Annotated in this window: 14 protein-coding genes; 6 read left to right on the forward strand and 8 right to left on the reverse strand. The window is 61.2% G+C overall.

Annotated elements, in window-relative coordinates; translation table 11 throughout:
* Positions 1–36: 36 nt before the first annotated feature.
* From carA to grpE, 5 genes are all read right to left on the reverse strand, one after another.
* Positions 37–1,173, reverse strand: coding sequence for a glutamine-hydrolyzing carbamoyl-phosphate synthase small subunit (carA, locus tag NTD82_RS05130; RefSeq protein WP_262127975.1), 1,137 nt, complete (start codon positions 1,171–1,173; stop codon positions 37–39).
* A gap of 267 nt (positions 1,174–1,440) precedes the next feature.
* The gene (gene dapB / locus NTD82_RS05135; RefSeq protein WP_175651980.1) at positions 1,441–2,244 is read right to left on the reverse strand and encodes a 4-hydroxy-tetrahydrodipicolinate reductase; all 804 of its coding nucleotides are present in this window, start codon (positions 2,242–2,244) and stop codon (positions 1,441–1,443) included.
* A gap of 12 nt (positions 2,245–2,256) precedes the next feature.
* Positions 2,257–3,381: a molecular chaperone DnaJ gene (gene dnaJ / locus NTD82_RS05140; RefSeq protein WP_110968926.1), complete on the reverse strand. Its 1,125-nt coding sequence runs from the start codon at positions 3,379–3,381 to the stop codon at positions 2,257–2,259.
* A gap of 192 nt (positions 3,382–3,573) precedes the next feature.
* Complete coding sequence (gene dnaK, locus NTD82_RS05145) at positions 3,574–5,493, reverse strand: molecular chaperone DnaK (RefSeq protein WP_095159726.1); 1,920 nt, start codon at positions 5,491–5,493, stop codon at positions 3,574–3,576.
* 102 nt (positions 5,494–5,595) lie between these two features.
* On the reverse strand, positions 5,596–6,162 hold the full coding sequence (gene grpE, locus NTD82_RS05150) for a nucleotide exchange factor GrpE (RefSeq protein ID WP_110968928.1): 567 nt from the start codon (positions 6,160–6,162) through the stop codon (positions 5,596–5,598).
* A gap of 226 nt (positions 6,163–6,388) precedes the next feature.
* On the opposite strand from grpE, the gene recN reads away from it, so the two are divergent.
* Positions 6,389–8,062 carry a DNA repair protein RecN gene (gene recN / locus NTD82_RS05155; protein ID WP_262127976.1) on the forward strand — a complete coding sequence of 558 codons (1,674 nt, stop codon included), beginning with the start codon at positions 6,389–6,391 and terminating at the stop codon, positions 8,060–8,062.
* A gap of 63 nt (positions 8,063–8,125) precedes the next feature.
* On the opposite strand, the gene fur is transcribed toward recN, so the two are convergent.
* On the reverse strand, positions 8,126–8,530 hold the full coding sequence (fur, locus tag NTD82_RS05160) for a ferric iron uptake transcriptional regulator (protein ID WP_095159723.1): 405 nt from the start codon (positions 8,528–8,530) through the stop codon (positions 8,126–8,128).
* 97 nt (positions 8,531–8,627) lie between these two features.
* Here fur and NTD82_RS05165 point away from each other — a divergent pair, with 97 nt between their 5' ends.
* Positions 8,628–9,149 (forward strand): outer membrane protein assembly factor BamE, encoded by a 522-nt coding sequence (locus tag NTD82_RS05165; RefSeq protein ID WP_095159722.1) that lies wholly within the window; start codon positions 8,628–8,630, stop codon positions 9,147–9,149.
* 88 nt (positions 9,150–9,237) lie between these two features.
* Here NTD82_RS05165 and NTD82_RS05170 read toward each other — a convergent pair whose 3' ends face one another.
* Positions 9,238–9,672 (reverse strand): type II toxin-antitoxin system RatA family toxin, encoded by a 435-nt coding sequence (locus tag NTD82_RS05170; RefSeq protein ID WP_095159721.1) that lies wholly within the window; start codon positions 9,670–9,672, stop codon positions 9,238–9,240.
* Between the two features lie 209 nt (positions 9,673–9,881).
* On the opposite strand from NTD82_RS05170, the gene smpB reads away from it, so the two are divergent.
* The gene (smpB, locus tag NTD82_RS05175; protein WP_095159720.1) at positions 9,882–10,364 is read left to right on the forward strand and encodes an SsrA-binding protein SmpB; all 483 of its coding nucleotides are present in this window, start codon (positions 9,882–9,884) and stop codon (positions 10,362–10,364) included.
* 79 nt (positions 10,365–10,443) lie between these two features.
* Here the strand turns inward: smpB and NTD82_RS05180 are convergent, their stop codons facing one another.
* Positions 10,444–11,211 carry a GntR family transcriptional regulator gene (locus NTD82_RS05180; protein ID WP_095159719.1) on the reverse strand — a complete coding sequence of 256 codons (768 nt, stop codon included), beginning with the start codon at positions 11,209–11,211 and terminating at the stop codon, positions 10,444–10,446.
* A gap of 254 nt (positions 11,212–11,465) precedes the next feature.
* Here NTD82_RS05180 and NTD82_RS05185 point away from each other — a divergent pair, with 254 nt between their 5' ends.
* From NTD82_RS05185 to NTD82_RS05195, 3 genes are all read left to right on the forward strand, one after another.
* Positions 11,466–13,133, forward strand: a complete 1,668-nt coding sequence (locus NTD82_RS05185) for a lactate permease LctP family transporter (protein WP_262127977.1) — start codon at positions 11,466–11,468, stop codon at positions 13,131–13,133.
* Positions 13,134–13,202: 69 nt separating this feature from the next.
* Entirely contained in the window at positions 13,203–14,348 is a 1,146-nt protein-coding gene (lldD, locus tag NTD82_RS05190; protein WP_095159717.1) for an FMN-dependent L-lactate dehydrogenase LldD, read from the forward strand.
* A 79-nt stretch (positions 14,349–14,427) separates the two neighbouring features.
* Positions 14,428–17,238, forward strand: a complete 2,811-nt coding sequence (locus NTD82_RS05195; protein WP_262127978.1) for an FAD-binding and (Fe-S)-binding domain-containing protein — start codon at positions 14,428–14,430, stop codon at positions 17,236–17,238.
* Positions 17,239–17,246 lie beyond the last annotated feature (8 nt).

Genomic DNA, 17,246 nt, shown 5'->3' on the forward strand with positions numbered 1-17,246 from the left:
GGCCGAAGCCGGTTCAGGGCCTTCTCGCAGGGATGCTTAGCGGCGCTTGGCCATGGCATCGATGAAGCGATCGAACAGTGGAGCGACGTCGGTCGGGCCAGGGCTCGCTTCAGGGTGGCCCTGGAAGCTGAACGCGCTCTTGTCGGTACGCTCGATACCTTGCAGGGTACCGTCGAACAGCGACTTGTGGATCGCACGAACGTTGGCCGGCAGCGTGGCCTCGTCGACCGCGAAACCGTGGTTCTGGCTGGTGATCATTACAACGCCGGTATCCAGGTCCTGGACCGGGTGGTTGGCACCGTGGTGGCCGTGACCCATCTTGACGGTCTTGGCGCCGGAGGCCAGGGCCAGCAGTTGGTGACCAAGGCAAATACCGAACACCGGAATCTCGGTCTCGAGGATTTCCTTGATGGCCTGGATAGCGTAGTCGCAAGGCTCTGGGTCGCCAGGGCCGTTGGACAGGAACACGCCATCAGGCTTGAGCGCCAGCACTTCGCTGGCCGGGGTTTGCGCCGGCACCACGGTCAGGCGGCAGCCGCGAGCAACCAGCATGCGCAGGATGTTCAGTTTGACGCCGTAGTCGTAGGCGACGACGTGATACGGCAGATCGGCAGCTTCGATGGTCGGGTGGCTGTCGCTTTTCAGCTCCCAGACACTGGAACGCCATTCGTAGGAAGTCTGGGTGCTGACCACTTTGGCCAGGTCCATGCCCTTCAGCCCCGGGAAGCCGCGAGCGGCGGCAATGGCGGCTTCTTCGCTGATGTTGTCACCCGCCAGGATGCAGCCATTCTGCGCGCCCTTTTCACGCAGGATGCGAGTCAGGCGGCGAGTGTCGATACCGGCGATCGCCACGACATTGTTGGCCTTGAGGTAGTCGCTCAGGGACAGCGTGTTACGCCAGTTGCTGGCAATCAGCGGCAGATCGCGGATAACCAGGCCGGCCGACCATACGCGGTCAGACTCGGCATCTTCCGGAGTGGTGCCGGTGTTGCCGATGTGTGGGTAAGTCAGGGTAACGATCTGTTGCGAGTACGAAGGGTCAGTCAGGATTTCCTGATAGCCGGTCATTGCGGTGTTGAACACCACCTCGCCAACGGTCTGACCGTCGGCTCCAATGGCTTCACCGCGAAAAATGCTGCCATCGGCAAGGGCGAGTATGGCTGGCTTAGTCAAGAAGACCTCCGTAAATAGCCTGAAGGGGCGATCGCAGGTTGCAAAAAAGCGGAATGACGTATAGACACGTCACCCCGCTTTCTTCGTCGAATTATCTGCGCGCTTTTAGTGGACACACTAAAGCTGTAGCTTACAGAAATGTGCTTTTTTGGTCTACCACTGATGTGCCTGAAAGGCTCAGGAATGCGACAAGTCGCATCACAAGGGCTGCGAAAACGAGCTGACCGTCACTGACCAGCCCGTTTCCGAGAGAGATGAGGCGATAAATCAATGCAGGTCGAGCACATCCTGCATGTCGTACAGACCTGGCTCACGGCCATCGAGCCAGAGCGCAGCACGCACCGCACCCTTGGCGAAGGTCATGCGACTGGATGCCTTGTGAGTGATCTCGACACGCTCGCCTTCTGCGGCAAACAGCACCGTGTGATCACCCACTACATCACCGGCACGCACAGTGGCGAAACCGATGGTCTGGCGATCACGGGCGCCGGTCTGGCCTTCACGGCCGTAGACAGCCACTTCCTGCAGATTGCGACCCAGCGCCTGGGCAACGACTTCACCCATGCGCAGCGCGGTACCGGACGGCGCATCGACCTTGTGGCGGTGGTGAGCTTCGAGAATCTCGATATCCACCTCATCACCCAGCACACGAGCAGCGGTGTCGAGCAGCTTCAGACACAGATTGACGCCGATGCTGAAGTTGGCGGCAAAGACGATCGGAATCTCTTTGCCCGCCTCGGCCAGCAGTTGCTTTTCCTCGACACTGAAACCGGTGGTGCCAATAACCATGGCCTTACCCGCCTTGCGGCAGAAAGCCAGGTTCTTCAGCGTGACCGAAGGGTGAGTGAAGTCGATAAGCACATCGAACTCATCCACGACTCGCGCGAGGTCGCCGGAAAGCGGCACACCAATGCGCCCCAGCGCAGCCAGCTCACCAGCATCAGCACCCACCAGCGTGCTGTCGGGACGATCAACCGCCGCCGTGAGGCCAGCACCCTGAGTCTGCTGAATCGCCTCGATCAGGGTTTTGCCCATGCGCCCTGCCGCGCCCACTACCGCTATACGTCGCATGCCTTTTCCTTTTTACAGATCGCCGAAGAAGCGCTTTACACCCTCGAACCAGCCATTGGCCTTGGGAGAATGGGAACTATCGCCTTCCAGTGAAGCACGCAGTTCTTCGAGAAGCTCACGCTGACGGCGACTGAGATTAACCGGAGTTTCTACAGCCACCCGACACACCAGGTCACCGGCACCGCCGCCGCGCACCGGAGCGACACCCTTACCGCGCAGACGGAACTGCTTGCCGGTCTGGGTCCCTTCCGGGATCTTCAGCTTGACCCGACCATCGAGGGTCGGCACTTCCAGCTCGCCACCCAGCGCAGCATCGGTGTAGCTGATTGGCACTTCGCAATACAGATGCTTGCCGTCGCGTCGGAAGATCGGGTGCTCACGCACATTGATCACGACATACAGGTCACCGGTCGGACCACCCTGAGTACCCGCCTCGCCCTCGCCGGAAAGACGAATGCGGTCGCCGGTATCGACGCCAGCCGGCACCTTGACCGACAGCGTCTTGTACTCTTCGATGCGACCTTCGCCGTGGCAGGAGTCGCACGGGTCGGTGATGATCTTGCCTTGGCCCTGGCAGCGCGGACAGGTCTGCTGCACAGAGAAGAAGCCTTGCTGCATGCGCACCTGACCAATGCCACCGCAGGTCGGGCAGGTCGCCGGCGAAGAACCTTTCTTCGCACCGGAACCATCACAAGGATTGCAATTGACCAGCGTCGGTACACGGATATTGACCGTGGTACCGCGCACCGCTTCTTCAAGGTTCAGTTCCAGCGTGTAACGCAGGTCGCTTCCACGCTGGGCGCCACCACGAGAGCCGCCGCGGCCACCGCCAAAGAAATCACTGAAGACATCGCCAAAGATGTCGGAGAAGTTGGCGCCACCGAAGCCCGCACCGCCGCCACCCATGCTTGGGTCGACACCGGCATGGCCATACTGGTCGTAGGCCGCGCGCTTGCTGGCATCGGACAGGACTTCGTATGCCTCGTTGGCTTCCTTGAATTTCTCTTCCGACTCTTTGTCGTCGGGATTACGGTCCGGGTGATGCTTCATCGCCAGGCGGCGATAGGCCTTTTTCAGATCGGCCTCGCTTGCGCCTCGCTCGACTCCCAGAACCTCGTAATAGTCACGCTTCGCCATGGTTCTATGCACTCTTGAGGACGTTCGGCAAACCTCTGCGCGTTGAGCGCTGTGCCGACAGCACCGGCATGTGAACCAGTGCTGTAAAAATTCGGGTATTCCAGACACGCCAACGCGGGAGCAAGCCCCCGCGCGGCGATATCCTACCAGTCAACGTCAAACATCAGTCAACCGGCCGACAACAAGCAGCAATTACTTGTTGTCTTTGACTTCTTCGAACTCCGCGTCGACGACGTCGTCGTGCTTGGCTTCGTCAGCCTGCTGTGCCTGAGCACCCGCTTCCGGCTTCTCGGCCTGCTCGGCGTACATCTTCTGAGCAACCGGAGCGGAGACTTTCGACAGCTCTTCGACCTTGGCATCGATAGCAGCCTTGTCGTCGCCTTTGACAGCAGCTTCCAGAGCAACAACAGCGGCTTCGATCGCCGACTTCTCGTCAGCAGTCACCTTGTCACCGGCGTCAGCGACCATCTTGCGAGTCGAGTGAACCAGCGCGTCACCCTGGTTACGGGCTACTGCCAGCTCTTCGAACTTGCGGTCTTCCTCGGCGTTGACTTCAGCGTCGCGGACCATCTGCTGGATTTCTTCCTCGGACAGACCGGAGTTGGCCTTGATCACGATGGACTGTTGCTTGCCGGTGGCCTTGTCTTTCGCGCCGACGTGCAGGATGCCGTTGGCGTCGATGTCGAAGGTCACTTCGATTTGTGGCACGCCACGTGGAGCAGGTGGAATCTCGGCCAGGTCGAACTTGCCCAGGGACTTGTTCTGTGCAGCCTGTTTACGCTCACCCTGCAGCACGTGAATGGTCACGGCGCCCTGGTTGTCATCGGCAGTCGAGAACACCTGCGACTTTTTGGTCGGGATGGTGGTGTTTTTCTCGATCAGCGCGGTCATCACGCCACCCATGGTTTCGATACCCAGGGTCAGCGGGCTGACGTCCAGCAGCAGCACGTCTTTCACGTCACCTGCCAGAACCGCACCCTGGATGGCAGCACCCATGGCAACAGCTTCGTCCGGGTTGACGTCTTTACGCGCTTCCTTGCCGAAGAAATCAGCAACGGTTTTCTGCACCAGCGGCATACGAGTCTGGCCACCGACCAGGATCACGTCGTCGATCTTGCTGACGTCGATACCGGCATCTTTCAGAGCGATGCGGCAAGGCTCGATGGTGCGCTGAACCAGGTCTTCGACCAGCGACTCCAGCTTGGCACGGGAGATCTTCACGTTCAGGTGCTTCGGACCGGTCGCATCAGCAGTGATGTACGGCAGGTTGACGTCGGTCTGCTGGCTCGAGGACAGCTCGATCTTGGCTTTTTCAGCAGCTTCTTTCAGACGCTGCATCGCCAGCGGGTCACCTTTCAGGTTCATGCCGCTTTCTTTCTTGAACTCGTCGACGAGGTAGTCGATCAGGCGAATGTCGAAGTCTTCACCACCGAGGAACGTGTCACCGTTGGTTGCCAGTACTTCGAACTGGTGTTCGCCGTCGACTTCAGCGATCTCGATCACCGACACGTCGAAGGTACCGCCACCCAGGTCATAAACGATGACGGTGTGGTCGCCGCGAGCCTTGTCCATACCGTAGGCCAGAGCGGCCGCAGTGGGTTCGTTGATGATCCGTTTTACGTCCAGACCAGCAATGCGACCAGCGTCTTTGGTAGCCTGGCGCTGGCTGTCGTTGAAGTACGCAGGAACAGTGATGACCGCTTCGGTCACTGCTTCGCCGAGGTAGTCTTCGGCGGTTTTCTTCATCTTTTTCAGGACTTCGGCGCTGATTTGCGGCGGAGCCATTTTCTGACCATTCACTTCGACCCAGGCGTCGCTGTTGTCGGCCTTGACGATCTTGTACGGAACCATCTGGATGTCTTTCTGCACGACTTCTTCATCGAAGCGACGGCCGATCAGACGTTTTACCGCGTACAGGGTGTTGTGCGGGTTGGTCACCGCCTGGCGCTTGGCCGACTGGCCAACCAGGATTTCGCCATCGTTGGCGTAAGCGATGATCGACGGCGTGGTGCGAGCGCCTTCGGCGTTCTCGATCACCTTGACGTTGCCGTTTTCCAGAATGGAGACGCAGGAGTTGGTAGTCCCCAGGTCGATACCGATAATTTTGCCCATTTTAACTCTCCCGAAACTTTGGATTTGGTTGCCGCAGTGGTGTTGGCCAACTGCGGTAGCACTTAAACGCTTGACACCTAGATGGGGGTCGCCAGGTTAATTTCAAGCCTTCTCGTCGATAGAAGGCGAAACTGGCGCTGGAGCCTTGCTGACCACGACCATGGCCGGGCGCAGCAGGCGACCATTGAGCTGATAGCCCTTCTGGAAGACCTTGAGCACGGTGTTCGGCTCGACCTCGGCACTTTCCTGCAGGGCCATTGCCTGGTGATGCTCGGCATTGAACGGCTCGCCGTGCGGATCAATGGCTTCGAGGTTGAAGCGCTTGAGGGTGTCCTGGAACATCTTCAGGGTCAGCTCGATGCCTTCGCGCATCGGACGAATGCTTTCGTCATCCGGGTTGGACAGCTCAAGGCCACGCTCCAGGCTGTCGATCACCGGCAGCAGGTCGCCAGCGAACTTCTCCAGAGCAAATTTGTGCGCCTTTTCCACGTCCTGTTCGGCGCGGCGGCGAATATTCTGCAGATCGGCCGCGGTACGCAGGGCCTGATCCTGGGCCGCCGCCAGTTGCTCTTCGAGCACCTGTACGCGCGCAGCCAGCTCGTTGGCGCCCGCGTCGGCGGATTTGTCGGCGTTCAGATTCTGTTCGTCCAGCATCTGTTCATCAGCCATGAAATCTCTCCTCTCATTTCGTCAGCGAGCTCGACTCGCGTATCTGCCGGCCTATATGGGGTCGCAAAAAGCAGCTTCAAGGGTGATTGAACATCAATGTGGCGACGACATAACTGTCCGCGATCAAAACGCGGCCTCGGCGACGGAATCGGACTAAGCGCGGGCATTGTCAGGGAATTTGAAAACACTGTATAAATAACCAGACATTTTTCTGGGAGCCGCCCGAATGCTGGTGCACCTGTCCATCCACAATTACGCCATCGTCGAACACCTCGATCTCGAACTCGCCCGAGGCATGAGCGTCATCACCGGCGAAACCGGTGCTGGCAAATCGATCATGCTCGACGCGCTCGGCCTGACGCTGGGTGATCGTGCCGACAGCGGCGTGGTGCGCCCCGGCGCGGACAAGGCCGACATCCTCGCGACCTTCGACCTGATCGACATTCCTGAAGCACGCACCTGGCTGGCCGAACGCGACCTCGACAACGACGGCCCATGCATTCTGCGCCGGGTCATCACCGCCGAGGGCCGTAGCCGCGGCTACATCAACGGCACGCCCTGCCCGCTGGGCGACCTCAAGGCGGTCGGCGAATTGCTGATCGACATCCACAGCCAGCACGAACACCAGTCGCTGCTGAAAACCGACACCCACCGTCGCCTGCTCGATGAATACGCCGGCGCCACCGATCTTGCCCGCCAGGTGCAGATGGCAGCCCAGCGCTGGCGCCAGACGCGCGTGGAGCTGGACCGACTGTGCAATTCCGGTGACGAGCAGCGCGCGCAACACCAGTTGCTCAGCTATCAACTGGAAGAGCTGGACAATCTCGGCCTCGGCGAAAACGAACTGGAGCAACTGGAACAGGAACACAAGAACCTGACCAATGCCGAGGCGCTGTTCGGCATCTGCCGCCAAGTGATCGACCACTGCAGCGAAAATGATTCGGGCAACGTGCTCAGCGCACTGACTGTCAGCCTCAACCGCCTGACTGCGATAAACAACGCACCGCACGCCCTGGGCGAGGCTGCCAACCTGATTGCCAGCGCACAGATCCAGGTCGAGGAAGCGGTGGGCGAGCTCAACCGCTTCCTCGACAACTTCGATGCTGACCCGGCGCGCCTGCAGCAGCTGGAAGAACGCCTGGATACGCTCTACACCCTGGCGCGCAAGCATCGCGTGCACCCCAGTGAATTAATCAGCCTGCAACAACGCCTGGGCGAAGAGCTGGAAAGCCTCAATGCCAACGACGAATCCATCGAGCGGCTGGAGGAAGAACTGAAGGCGTATGCCCGTCATTACCACGAGAAGGCCAGCGAGCTCAGCGGACTGCGTCGGAGTGCGGCCAATCAGCTTGCAGCTGCGGTAGAAGTTGAAATTCAGCGCCTGGGAATGCCCGGAGGACGCTTCTGTATCGAGCTACGCGCTGGCAACAGCGATGACCTGCACCCACATGGCCTGGAACAGGTGGAGTTGCTGGTCAGCGCCAACCCTGGTCAACCACTCAAGGGCCTGGCAAAGGTGGCGTCAGGGGGCGAGCTGTCACGCATCAGCCTGGCCATCCAGGTGATCACCGCACAGACCTCACGCATCCCGACACTGGTATTCGACGAAGTGGATGTGGGGATCGGCGGCCCTACCGCAGAAATCGTCGGGCAATTGCTGCGCCGACTGGGCGAGCGCGGCCAGGTACTGACCGTCACTCACCTGCCGCAGGTTGCCGCGCAAGGCCATCACCACCTGTTCGTGCATAAAGTCCGCAACAGCGATGCCACCCACACCGCGGTCGCCAGCCTGGGCAAGCGCGAACGCGTCGAGGAAGTCGCACGGATGCTCGGCGGCATCGATCTGACCAAGGAATCTCTTGCCCATGCCAAGAAGATGGTCGTGACCAGCAAAGCCTGACCCCGGAAAGCACGAAGGCGACCCTGAGGTCGCCTTCGAAGCTTTTGCCGCAAGCGCTAGCGCTTACTTCTTCTTGCGTACGTACAGCACCAGATTGTGATCAACCAGCTCGTAACCATGCTGGGCAACAATTTCTTTCTGACGCTTCTCGATTTCGGGATCGAAGAACTCGATCACCTCACCGGATTCCACGTTGACCATATGGTCGTGGTGGCCGCCGTCGGCCAGTTCGAATACCGCATGACCGCCGTCGAAGTTGTGACGCACGACCAGACCGGCCGCCTCGAACTGGGTCAGAACACGGTACACCGTGGCCAGGCCAACATCTTCTCCCGCTTCCATCAATGCCTTGTAGACATCTTCAGCGCTCATATGGCGCTGCTCGGTGGAGTCGAGCATCTGTAGGATCTTGACTCGAGGCAGGGTTACCTTGAGACCGGCTTTGCGCAGTTCGCTATTTTCAACCATGGTCAGCTTTCTCGCCGATGCTGCTTCGCAGCTTCTCTGAATACGGGTATGATCGGGGTTTACGTTGTCCAGCCAAGATAGTGGAAGTCGCCCACCGATGCAAAACACCAAGCTCTTGCTAACCAGCCTCACCCTCGTGGGACTGCTCGCACTCGCCGGTTGCTCGTTTCCCGGGGTTTACAAAATCGACATCCAGCAGGGCAATGTCGTGACGCAGGACATGATAGACCAATTGCGCCCCGGAATGACCCGTCGGCAAGTACGGTTTATCATGGGCAACCCGCTGATCCAGGATACGTTCCATACCAATCGCTGGGACTACCTGTATAGCCTGCAGCCAGGCGGCGGCGAGCGCCAACAGGAACGCATCAGTATTTTCTTCAACGAAAGCGACCAACTGGCGAGCCTGTCCGGCGACTTCATGCCAGGCGTGAGCCGCGACCAGGAAATCCTCGGCAGCGAGAGCAACACCACCGTCACCCAGCCTGAACAACAGGTCAAGCCGGTGAAAGTGGACAAGCCAGCACGCCCTGGCTCGCTGGAAGACAAGATCCAGCGCGACGTCGATACCATCGAAGTCATGCCTGTCCCGGTTCAGGAACCACTGCAAACGCAGTGATCCGAAGCCACAAAAAAGCCCGAACATGTTCGGGCTTTTTTACGTCTGTCTTCAGCGGCCGGCTTGATTGAAGACCCTTCTTACCCTCTCAACCGTTGAGCTGCTTGGCCCGCTGACAGAACGCATCGACCAGCGTGTTGGCGGCCTGGTTGAACAGCGGCCCCAAGGTCGCGCGCACCAGTGCCCCGGAATACTCGAAGGACAGATCAAGACTGATCTTGCAGGCCTTCTCACCCAGCGGCTTGAACACCCAGAGCCCGTGCAACTGACTGAACGGACCCTCCTCCAGATTCATTTCAATGGACTGCCCCGGCACCAGCACATTCCGGGTTACGAAATGCTGGCTGATACCGCCCTTGGCCACCTCGACCTTGGCCCGCATATGCGTCTCGCTGACTTCCAGTACCGTGCTCGCCGAGCACCACGGCAGAAACTCCGGATAGCGCGCAACATCGTTGACCAGATCGTAGAGTGACCGAGCGGGATAAGGCAGCAGGGCCGACCGTTGAATATGGGTAGTCATCCAGGCGTCATTTCCAAAACTGAGCGAAAAAAGCAAACCGGCGCCACTAGAACAAAGAATGCGGCACCCGGCAACCGGCCAAATGCCACATCACTGATGACAGCGGAGTGGCCGAAAAATGCGGGCATTGTCCGGGATTCATTGCGAGGGCTCAAGCTCACCACTCCCCCGTAGCCGACGACGCAACGACTGCCTATAATGCCGCCCCTATGGCCAAACAAACGAAACATCCGACAGGGACCATCGCGCAGAACAAGAAAGCGCGACACGATTACTTCATCGAACACAAATTCGAGGCCGGACTGGTCCTGTCCGGTTGGGAAGTAAAAAGCCTGCGTGCCGGCAAGGCGCACCTGGTGGACAGCTACGTGCTGCTCAAGGACGGTGAAGCCTGGCTGATGGGCAGCCACATTACTCCGTTGACGGCAGCCAGCACCCACGTCATTGCCGACCCGACACGCACCCGCAAGCTGCTGCTCAATCGCCGCGAGCTGGAACGTCTGTTCGTGGGCGTGCAGCAGAAGGGCTATACCTGCGTCGCGCTGTCCATGTACTGGAGCAAGCACTTGATCAAGTGCGAGATCGCTCTGGGCAAGGGCAAGAAGGAATACGACAAGCGCGACACACAGCGCGAGCGTGATTCCGATCGCGAATTGCAGCGCGCAGTGCGCAACAAAGGGCGCGAAGACTGATTCATCCGCATTCAGTCTTTCAAGGCCTCATCGCTGGCCGGGCGGCGCTCCGCTTGCCAGCGATGGCCGTGCACATCATTCAACGGCCCTTGCGTCGCTCCGCCCGCGCCACCCGCTGAACCTCCTGCCTCACCTCCTCCAACACTTCCTGCACATACAGAATGTGTCGGCTCGACACTTCGCGAGCGTCCTGCGCGCGTCCTTCGACAATCGCCAGATACAAATCGCGGTGCTGACTGATCAGCATGTCGCGGGTTTCCGTGCGCTGCTTGTACATCCCGCCGATGTTGGTCACCACGTTGCGCTTGAGCAGATCGAACAGCCCGCGAATGGTGTGCAGCAACACCGCGTTATGGCTGGCCTCAGCAATCGCCAGATGGAAGCGCGCATCCGCAGCGCCCTCTTCCGCCCGACTGACTTCGTCGCACCGGGTGTAGCAGTCCTGCAAGGTATCGAACGCCGCCTTGAGCCGCTCACGATCCACATCCGTGGCGCGCATGGCCGCGTAATACGCGCATGACGCCTCAAGGGTATGGCGGAACTCCAGCAGGTCGCGCTGGGCTTCAGGATTGTTTTCGAGCAGTTGCAGCAATGGATCACTGAAGGTCGTCCCCAGCGATTCAACCACATAGTTGCCACCGCCCTGGCGGCTGACCAGCATGCCTTTGGCCACCAGTTTCTGGATTGCCTCGCGCAACGACGGGCGCGACACACCGAACTGTTCAGCCAGCACCCGCTCGGCCGGCAAGCGCTCGCCCGCGGTCAGGGTGCCCTCAAGAATCATTCCTTCCAGCCGCTCGACGATATCGTCGGACAAACGGCGCTGGCGGACCTGGTCGAAAACCATCGCGTGCTCTCCACAATCCCGAGTCAGTTCGGGGCCGTCTATTTTGGCCTATCCGGCCACCCGCCACACCACTCAGTTGGCAAGTTTCCTTACCACTCAGTCAGATCCTTCCCACGGCACCCGACGAAAGTTTTACCGGGACAAATTGACACACCGATAAGGAGGCTTTTAACCTAGCGCCTCGACATTGTAAATTGGTATTACCAATTAACCAATGCCAGTGCCTGACCAACAACAATTAGGGGCCACCCAACATGCAAACATGGCAACAAATCTATAGCCCGCTTGGTAGTCTCGGCCTGTCCGCACTGGCGGCGGTCATTCCAATCGTCTTCTTCTTCCTGGCGCTGGCCGTGTTCCGCCTCAAGGGACACATTGCAGGCAGCATCACGCTGGGCCTGTCGATTCTGGTCGCGATCTTCGCCTTCCAGATGCCTGCCGACATGGCGTTCGCTGCCGCCGGTTACGGCTTCGCCTATGGTCTGTGGCCGATTGCCTGGATCATCGTCGCCGCAGTCTTCCTGTACAAACTGACGGTCAAGAGTGGCCAGTTCGAAGTGATCCGCAGCTCGGTGCTGTCGATTACCGACGACCAACGCCTGCAAGTGCTGCTGATCGGCTTCTGCTTCGGCGCCTTCCTTGAAGGTGCGGCCGGCTTCGGTGCTCCGGTGGCCATCACCGCCGCCCTGCTCGTGGGCCTCGGCTTCAACCCGCTGTACGCCGCCGGCCTGTGCCTGATCGCCAACACCGCGCCCGTCGCCTTTGGCGCCCTGGGTATCCCGATCATCGTCGCGGGCCAGGTCACCGGTATCGATGCGTTCCACATCGGCGCGATGACCGGTCGTCAACTGCCGCTGCTGTCGCTGTTCGTACCGTTCTGGCTGGTGTTCATGATGGACGGCCTGCGTGGTGTGAAAGAAACCTGGCCTGCCGCCCTGGTTGCCGGCCTGAGCTTCGCCGTCACCCAGTACTTCACCTCGAACTTCATTGGCCCAGAGCTGCCGGACATCACCTCGGCCCTCGCCAGCCTGATCTCCCTGACCCTGTTTCTGAAGGTCTGGCAGCCCAAGCGCTCGTTCACTACCGCCACTGGTAGCGTCGGTGCCGCTGTGGTCAATACCGGCAGCCAACCTACGCCGTACAGCCTGGGTGAAATCTTCAAGGCCTGGTCGCCGTTCCTGATCCTGACCGTGCTGGTCACCATCTGGACCCTGAAGCCATTCAAGGCCGCGTTCGCCTCTGGTGGCGCGATGTACAACTGGGTGTTCAACTTCGCCATCCCGCACCTGGATCAACTGGTCATCAAGACCGCCCCGATCGTCACCGCGCCAACCGCGATGCCGGCGGTGTTCAAGCTCGACCCGATTTCCGCCACCGGTACCGCGATCTTCATCTCGGCGCTGCTGTCGATGATCGTCCTGAAGATCAATTTCAAAACTGGTCTGACCACTTTGAAAGAGACCTTCTACGAACTGCGCTGGCCGATCCTGTCCATCGGCATGGTTCTGGCGTTCGCCTTCGTCACCAACTACTCGGGCATGTCGTCGACCATGGCCCTGGTACTGGCCGGCACCGGCGCCGCGTTCCCGTTCTTCTCGCCGTTCCTCGGCTGGCTGGGCGTGTTCCTGACCGGTTCGGACACCTCGTCCAACGCCCTGTTCAGCTCGCTGCAGGCCACCACCGCCCACCAGATCGGAGTCAACGACACCCTGCTGGTCGCGGCGAACACCAGCGGCGGCGTGACCGGCAAGATGATTTCCCCGCAATCCATCGCCGTGGCCTGCGCCGCCACCGGCCTGGTCGGCAAGGAATCGGACCTGTTCCGCTTCACCCTCAAGCACAGCCTGTTCTTCGCCACCATCGTTGGCGTGATCACTCTGGTCCAGGCCTACTGGCTGACCGGCATGCTGGTTCAACACTAAAGTGACAGGGGCCGGGCGCGTCACGGCGCGCCCGGCAGCCGCCTTCTCACACAAACGCTGCGAGACCCCATGATCATTTCCGCCTCCACCGACTATCGCGCCGCGGCCCAGAGCAAGCTGCCGCCATTCCTGTTCCATTACGCCGACGGTGGCGCCTACGCCGAATACACCCTGCGCCACAACGTAGAAGACCTGGCCAGCATCGCCCTGCGTCAGCGCGTTCTGAAGAACATGTCCGAACTCAGCCTGCAGACCCGGCTGTTCGATGAAACCCTGAACATGCCGGTCGTGCTGGCACCGGTCGGCCTGACCGGCATGTACGCCCGCCGTGGCGAAGTCCAGGCTGCCCGCGCGGCTGCCGCCAAGGGCATTCCCTTCACCATGTCGACGGTCTCGGTCTGCCCGATCGAAGAAGTTGCCCCGGCCATCGACCGGCCAATGTGGTTCCAGCTTTACGTGCTCAAGGACCGCGGCTTCATGCGCAACGCCCTGGAGCGTGCCAAGGCAGCCGGCGTGAAGACCCTGGTATTCACCGTCGACATGCCGGTTCCCGGCGCTCGCTACCGCGATGCCCACTCCGGCATGAGCGGCCCGAACGCACCGCTGCGCCGCGTCTGGCAAGCCATGACTCACCCACAATGGGCGCTCGATGTCGGCCTGCTGGGGCGTCCGCATGACCTGGGCAACATCTCCAAATACCGTGGCAACCCCACCGGTCTGGCCGACTACATCGGCTGGCTGGGCAACAACTTCGACCCGTCGATCTCCTGGAAAGACCTGGAGTGGATCCGCGAATTCTGGGACGGCCCGATGATCATCAAGGGCATCCTCGATCCGGACGACGCCCGCGACGCAGTGAAATTCGGCGCCGACGGCATCGTCGTGTCGAACCATGGTGGTCGCCAGCTCGACGGCGTGCTGTCCAGCGCCCGCGCCCTGCCGGCCATCGCCGACGCGGTGAAGGGTGACATCACCATTCTCGCCGACTCCGGTATCCGCAGCGGCCTGGACGTGGTGCGCATGATCGCCCTCGGTGCCGACACCGTGATGATCGGCCGCGCCTTCCTCTATGCCCTGGCCACCCACGGCGAGGCCGGCGTACGCAACCTGCTGGACCTGTTCGAGAAAGAAATGCGCGTGGCCATGGTGCTCACGGGCGCCAAGTCCATCAGCGAAATCACTCGCGACTCGCTGGTCCGCGAACTGGGCGCCTGATAGCGCGCCCACACCCCACACCGCCTGATTGACCGGGGCACGCGGCGCGCCAGACGCCGCGGCCCCGCGAGGAGACTGCATGAGCCTGCCCGCCTCGTTCCTGCGCGACGCCGAGCGACTGATTCCCGCCGACCGCCGCTTCGACGACCCCACCTCCACCCTGGCCTTCGGCACCGATGCCAGCTTCTACCGGCTGATCCCCAAGCTGGTGGTGCGCGTCGAATCCGAGGACGAAGTGGTCGGCCTGATCCACCTGGCCCAGCGCGACCGCGTCCCGGTCACCTTCCGCGCCGCCGGCACCAGCCTGTCCGGCCAGGCCATCAGCGACTCGGTGCTGATCGTTCTCGGCGACAACTGGAACGGTCGCGAGATTCGCGGCCAGGGCGAGCAGATCCGCCTGCAACCCGGGGTCATCGGCGCCCAGGCCAACGCCTGGCTGGCACCGTTCGGCCGCAAGATCGGCCCGGACCCGGCCTCGATCAACGCCTGCAAGATCGGCGGCATCGTCGCCAATAACGCCAGCGGCATGTGCTGCGGCACCGCACAGAACACCTATCACACCCTGGCCGGCCTGCGCCTGGTGCTGGCCGACGGCACGCGCCTGGACAGCGAAGATCCGGCCAGCGTCGCCGCCTTCGAAAACAGCCACGCCGACCTGTTGAACGAACTCGCCCGCCTCGGCCGCGAGACTCGCGCCAACAGCGAACTGGCTGACCGCATCCGGCATAAATACCGGCTGAAGAACACCACAGGTCTGTCCCTCAATGCGCTGGTGGACTACGACCAGCCGCTCGACATCCTGCAGCACCTGCTGGTCGGTTCCGAAGGCACGCTGGGCTTCATCAGCGCCGTGACCTACGACACCGTCATCGATCACCCGCACAAAGCCTCCGCGCTGATCGTCTTCCCGACCGTCGAAAGCTGCTGCAAGGCCGTCACCGTGCTGAAGCAACAACCGGTCTCGGCGGTGGAACTGCTGGACCGTCGCAGCCTGCGCTCGGTGCAGAACAAACCGGGCATGCCGGAATGGGTGAAAGGCCTGTCGGACAACGCCTGCGCCCTGCTGATCGAATCCCGCGCCGCCAGCCAGAGCCTGCTGCACGAGCAACTGGGGCTGATCATGGCCTCCATCGCCGAATTCCCGCTGGAGCAGAAAGTCGACTTCAGCGAAGACCCGGCGGTGTACAACCTGCTGTGGAAAATTCGCAAAGACACCTTCCCCGCTGTCGGCGCAGTGCGTCAGACCGGGACCACGGTAATCATCGAAGACGTCACCTTCCCTGTCGAACAATTGGCCGAAGGCGTCAACCGACTGATCCAGTTGTTCGACAAGCACCGTTACGACGAGGCGATCATTTTCGGCCACGCGCTGGAAGGTAACCTGCACTTCGTCTTCACCCAGGGCTTCAACAGCGCCGTGGAAGTCGCGCGCTACCAGGGCTTCATGGACGACGTGGCGCAACTGGTGGCCGTGGAGTTCGGCGGCTCGCTCAAGGCCGAGCACGGCACCGGGCGCAACATGGCACCGTTCGTGGAGCTGGAATGGGGCAACGACGCGTACCAATTGATGTGGAAACTCAAGCGTCTGCTCGACCCCAACGGCATCCTCAACCCGGATGTGGTGCTCAGCGAAGACCCGGATATCCATCTGAAAAATCTGAAACCGTTGCCGGCCGCCGACGAGATCGTCGACAAGTGCATCGAGTGCGGTTTCTGTGAACCGGTCTGTCCGTCCAAGGGGCTGACCCTGAGTCCGCGCCAGCGCATCGTCATGTGGCGGGACATTCAGGCAAGGAAGCGCGCCGGCGAAGATACCGCGGCGCTGGAACGTGACTATCAGTACCAAGGCATCGATACCTGCGCGGCCACCGGGCTCTGCGCCCAGCGCTGCCCGGTCGGGATCAACACCGGTGAGCTGGTGAAGAAACTGCGCGGCGAAGCCGCCCATCACGGCAAGACCGCCGACTGGCTGGCGGAGAACTTCCACACCGCCCTCAGCGGCGCGCGCCTGACCCTGCGTGTCGCCAATGGTGCTCGTCGCCTGCTCGGCGCACCGCGCCTGAGCCGCATCAGCCGTTCATTGAGCAACGTCAGCAACGGCCGTCTGCCGCAGTGGACGCCCGCCATGCCGCAACCGTTGAAGAACCCGTTGGTGAGTGTGGCCAGCAACGACGCGCGGCCTCGCGTGGTGTACTTGGCGGCCTGCGTGTCGCGGGTGATGGGCCCCGCGGCGGCGGATCGCGAACAGACCTCTCTGCTGGACAAGACCCGCGGCCTGCTGGAAAAGGCCGGCTATCAAGTGATCTTCCCGGACAACCAGGACAGCCTCTGCTGCGGCCAGCCGTTCGCCTCCAAAGGCTACGCCGAACAGGCCGAGCACAAGCGTCAGGAACTGATCAGCGCCCTGCTGCACGCCAGCCGTGGCGGCCTCGACCCGATCTACTGCGACACCAGCCCGTGCACCCTGCGCCTGGTGCAAGACCTGGCCGATACCCGCCTGGACATGTACGACCCGGTGCGCTTCATCCGCACCCACCTGCTGGACAAACTGGAGTTCACCCCGCAAGACGCCCCGATTGCCGTGCATGTGACCTGCAGCACCCAGCACCTGGGCGAGAGCCAGGCACTGATCGACCTCGCGCGAATGTGCAGCAAGGACGTGGTGATTCCGGAAGGTATTCATTGCTGTGGGTTTGCCGGCGACAAGGGCTTCACCACACCGGAACTGAATGCCCACTCGCTGCGCAGCCTGAAGGATGCCGTGCAGTATTGCAGCGAAGGCATTTCCACCAGCCGGACCTGTGAGATCGGCCTGTCCAACCATGGCGGGATCGACTATCACGGGCTCGTCTATCTGGTGGACCGGGTGACCCGCGCCCGCGCGATCTGAGCCAATCG

Source organism: Pseudomonas sp. 5P_5.1_Bac1 (assembly GCF_025466015.1).
GTDB lineage: Bacteria > Pseudomonadota > Gammaproteobacteria > Pseudomonadales > Pseudomonadaceae > Aquipseudomonas.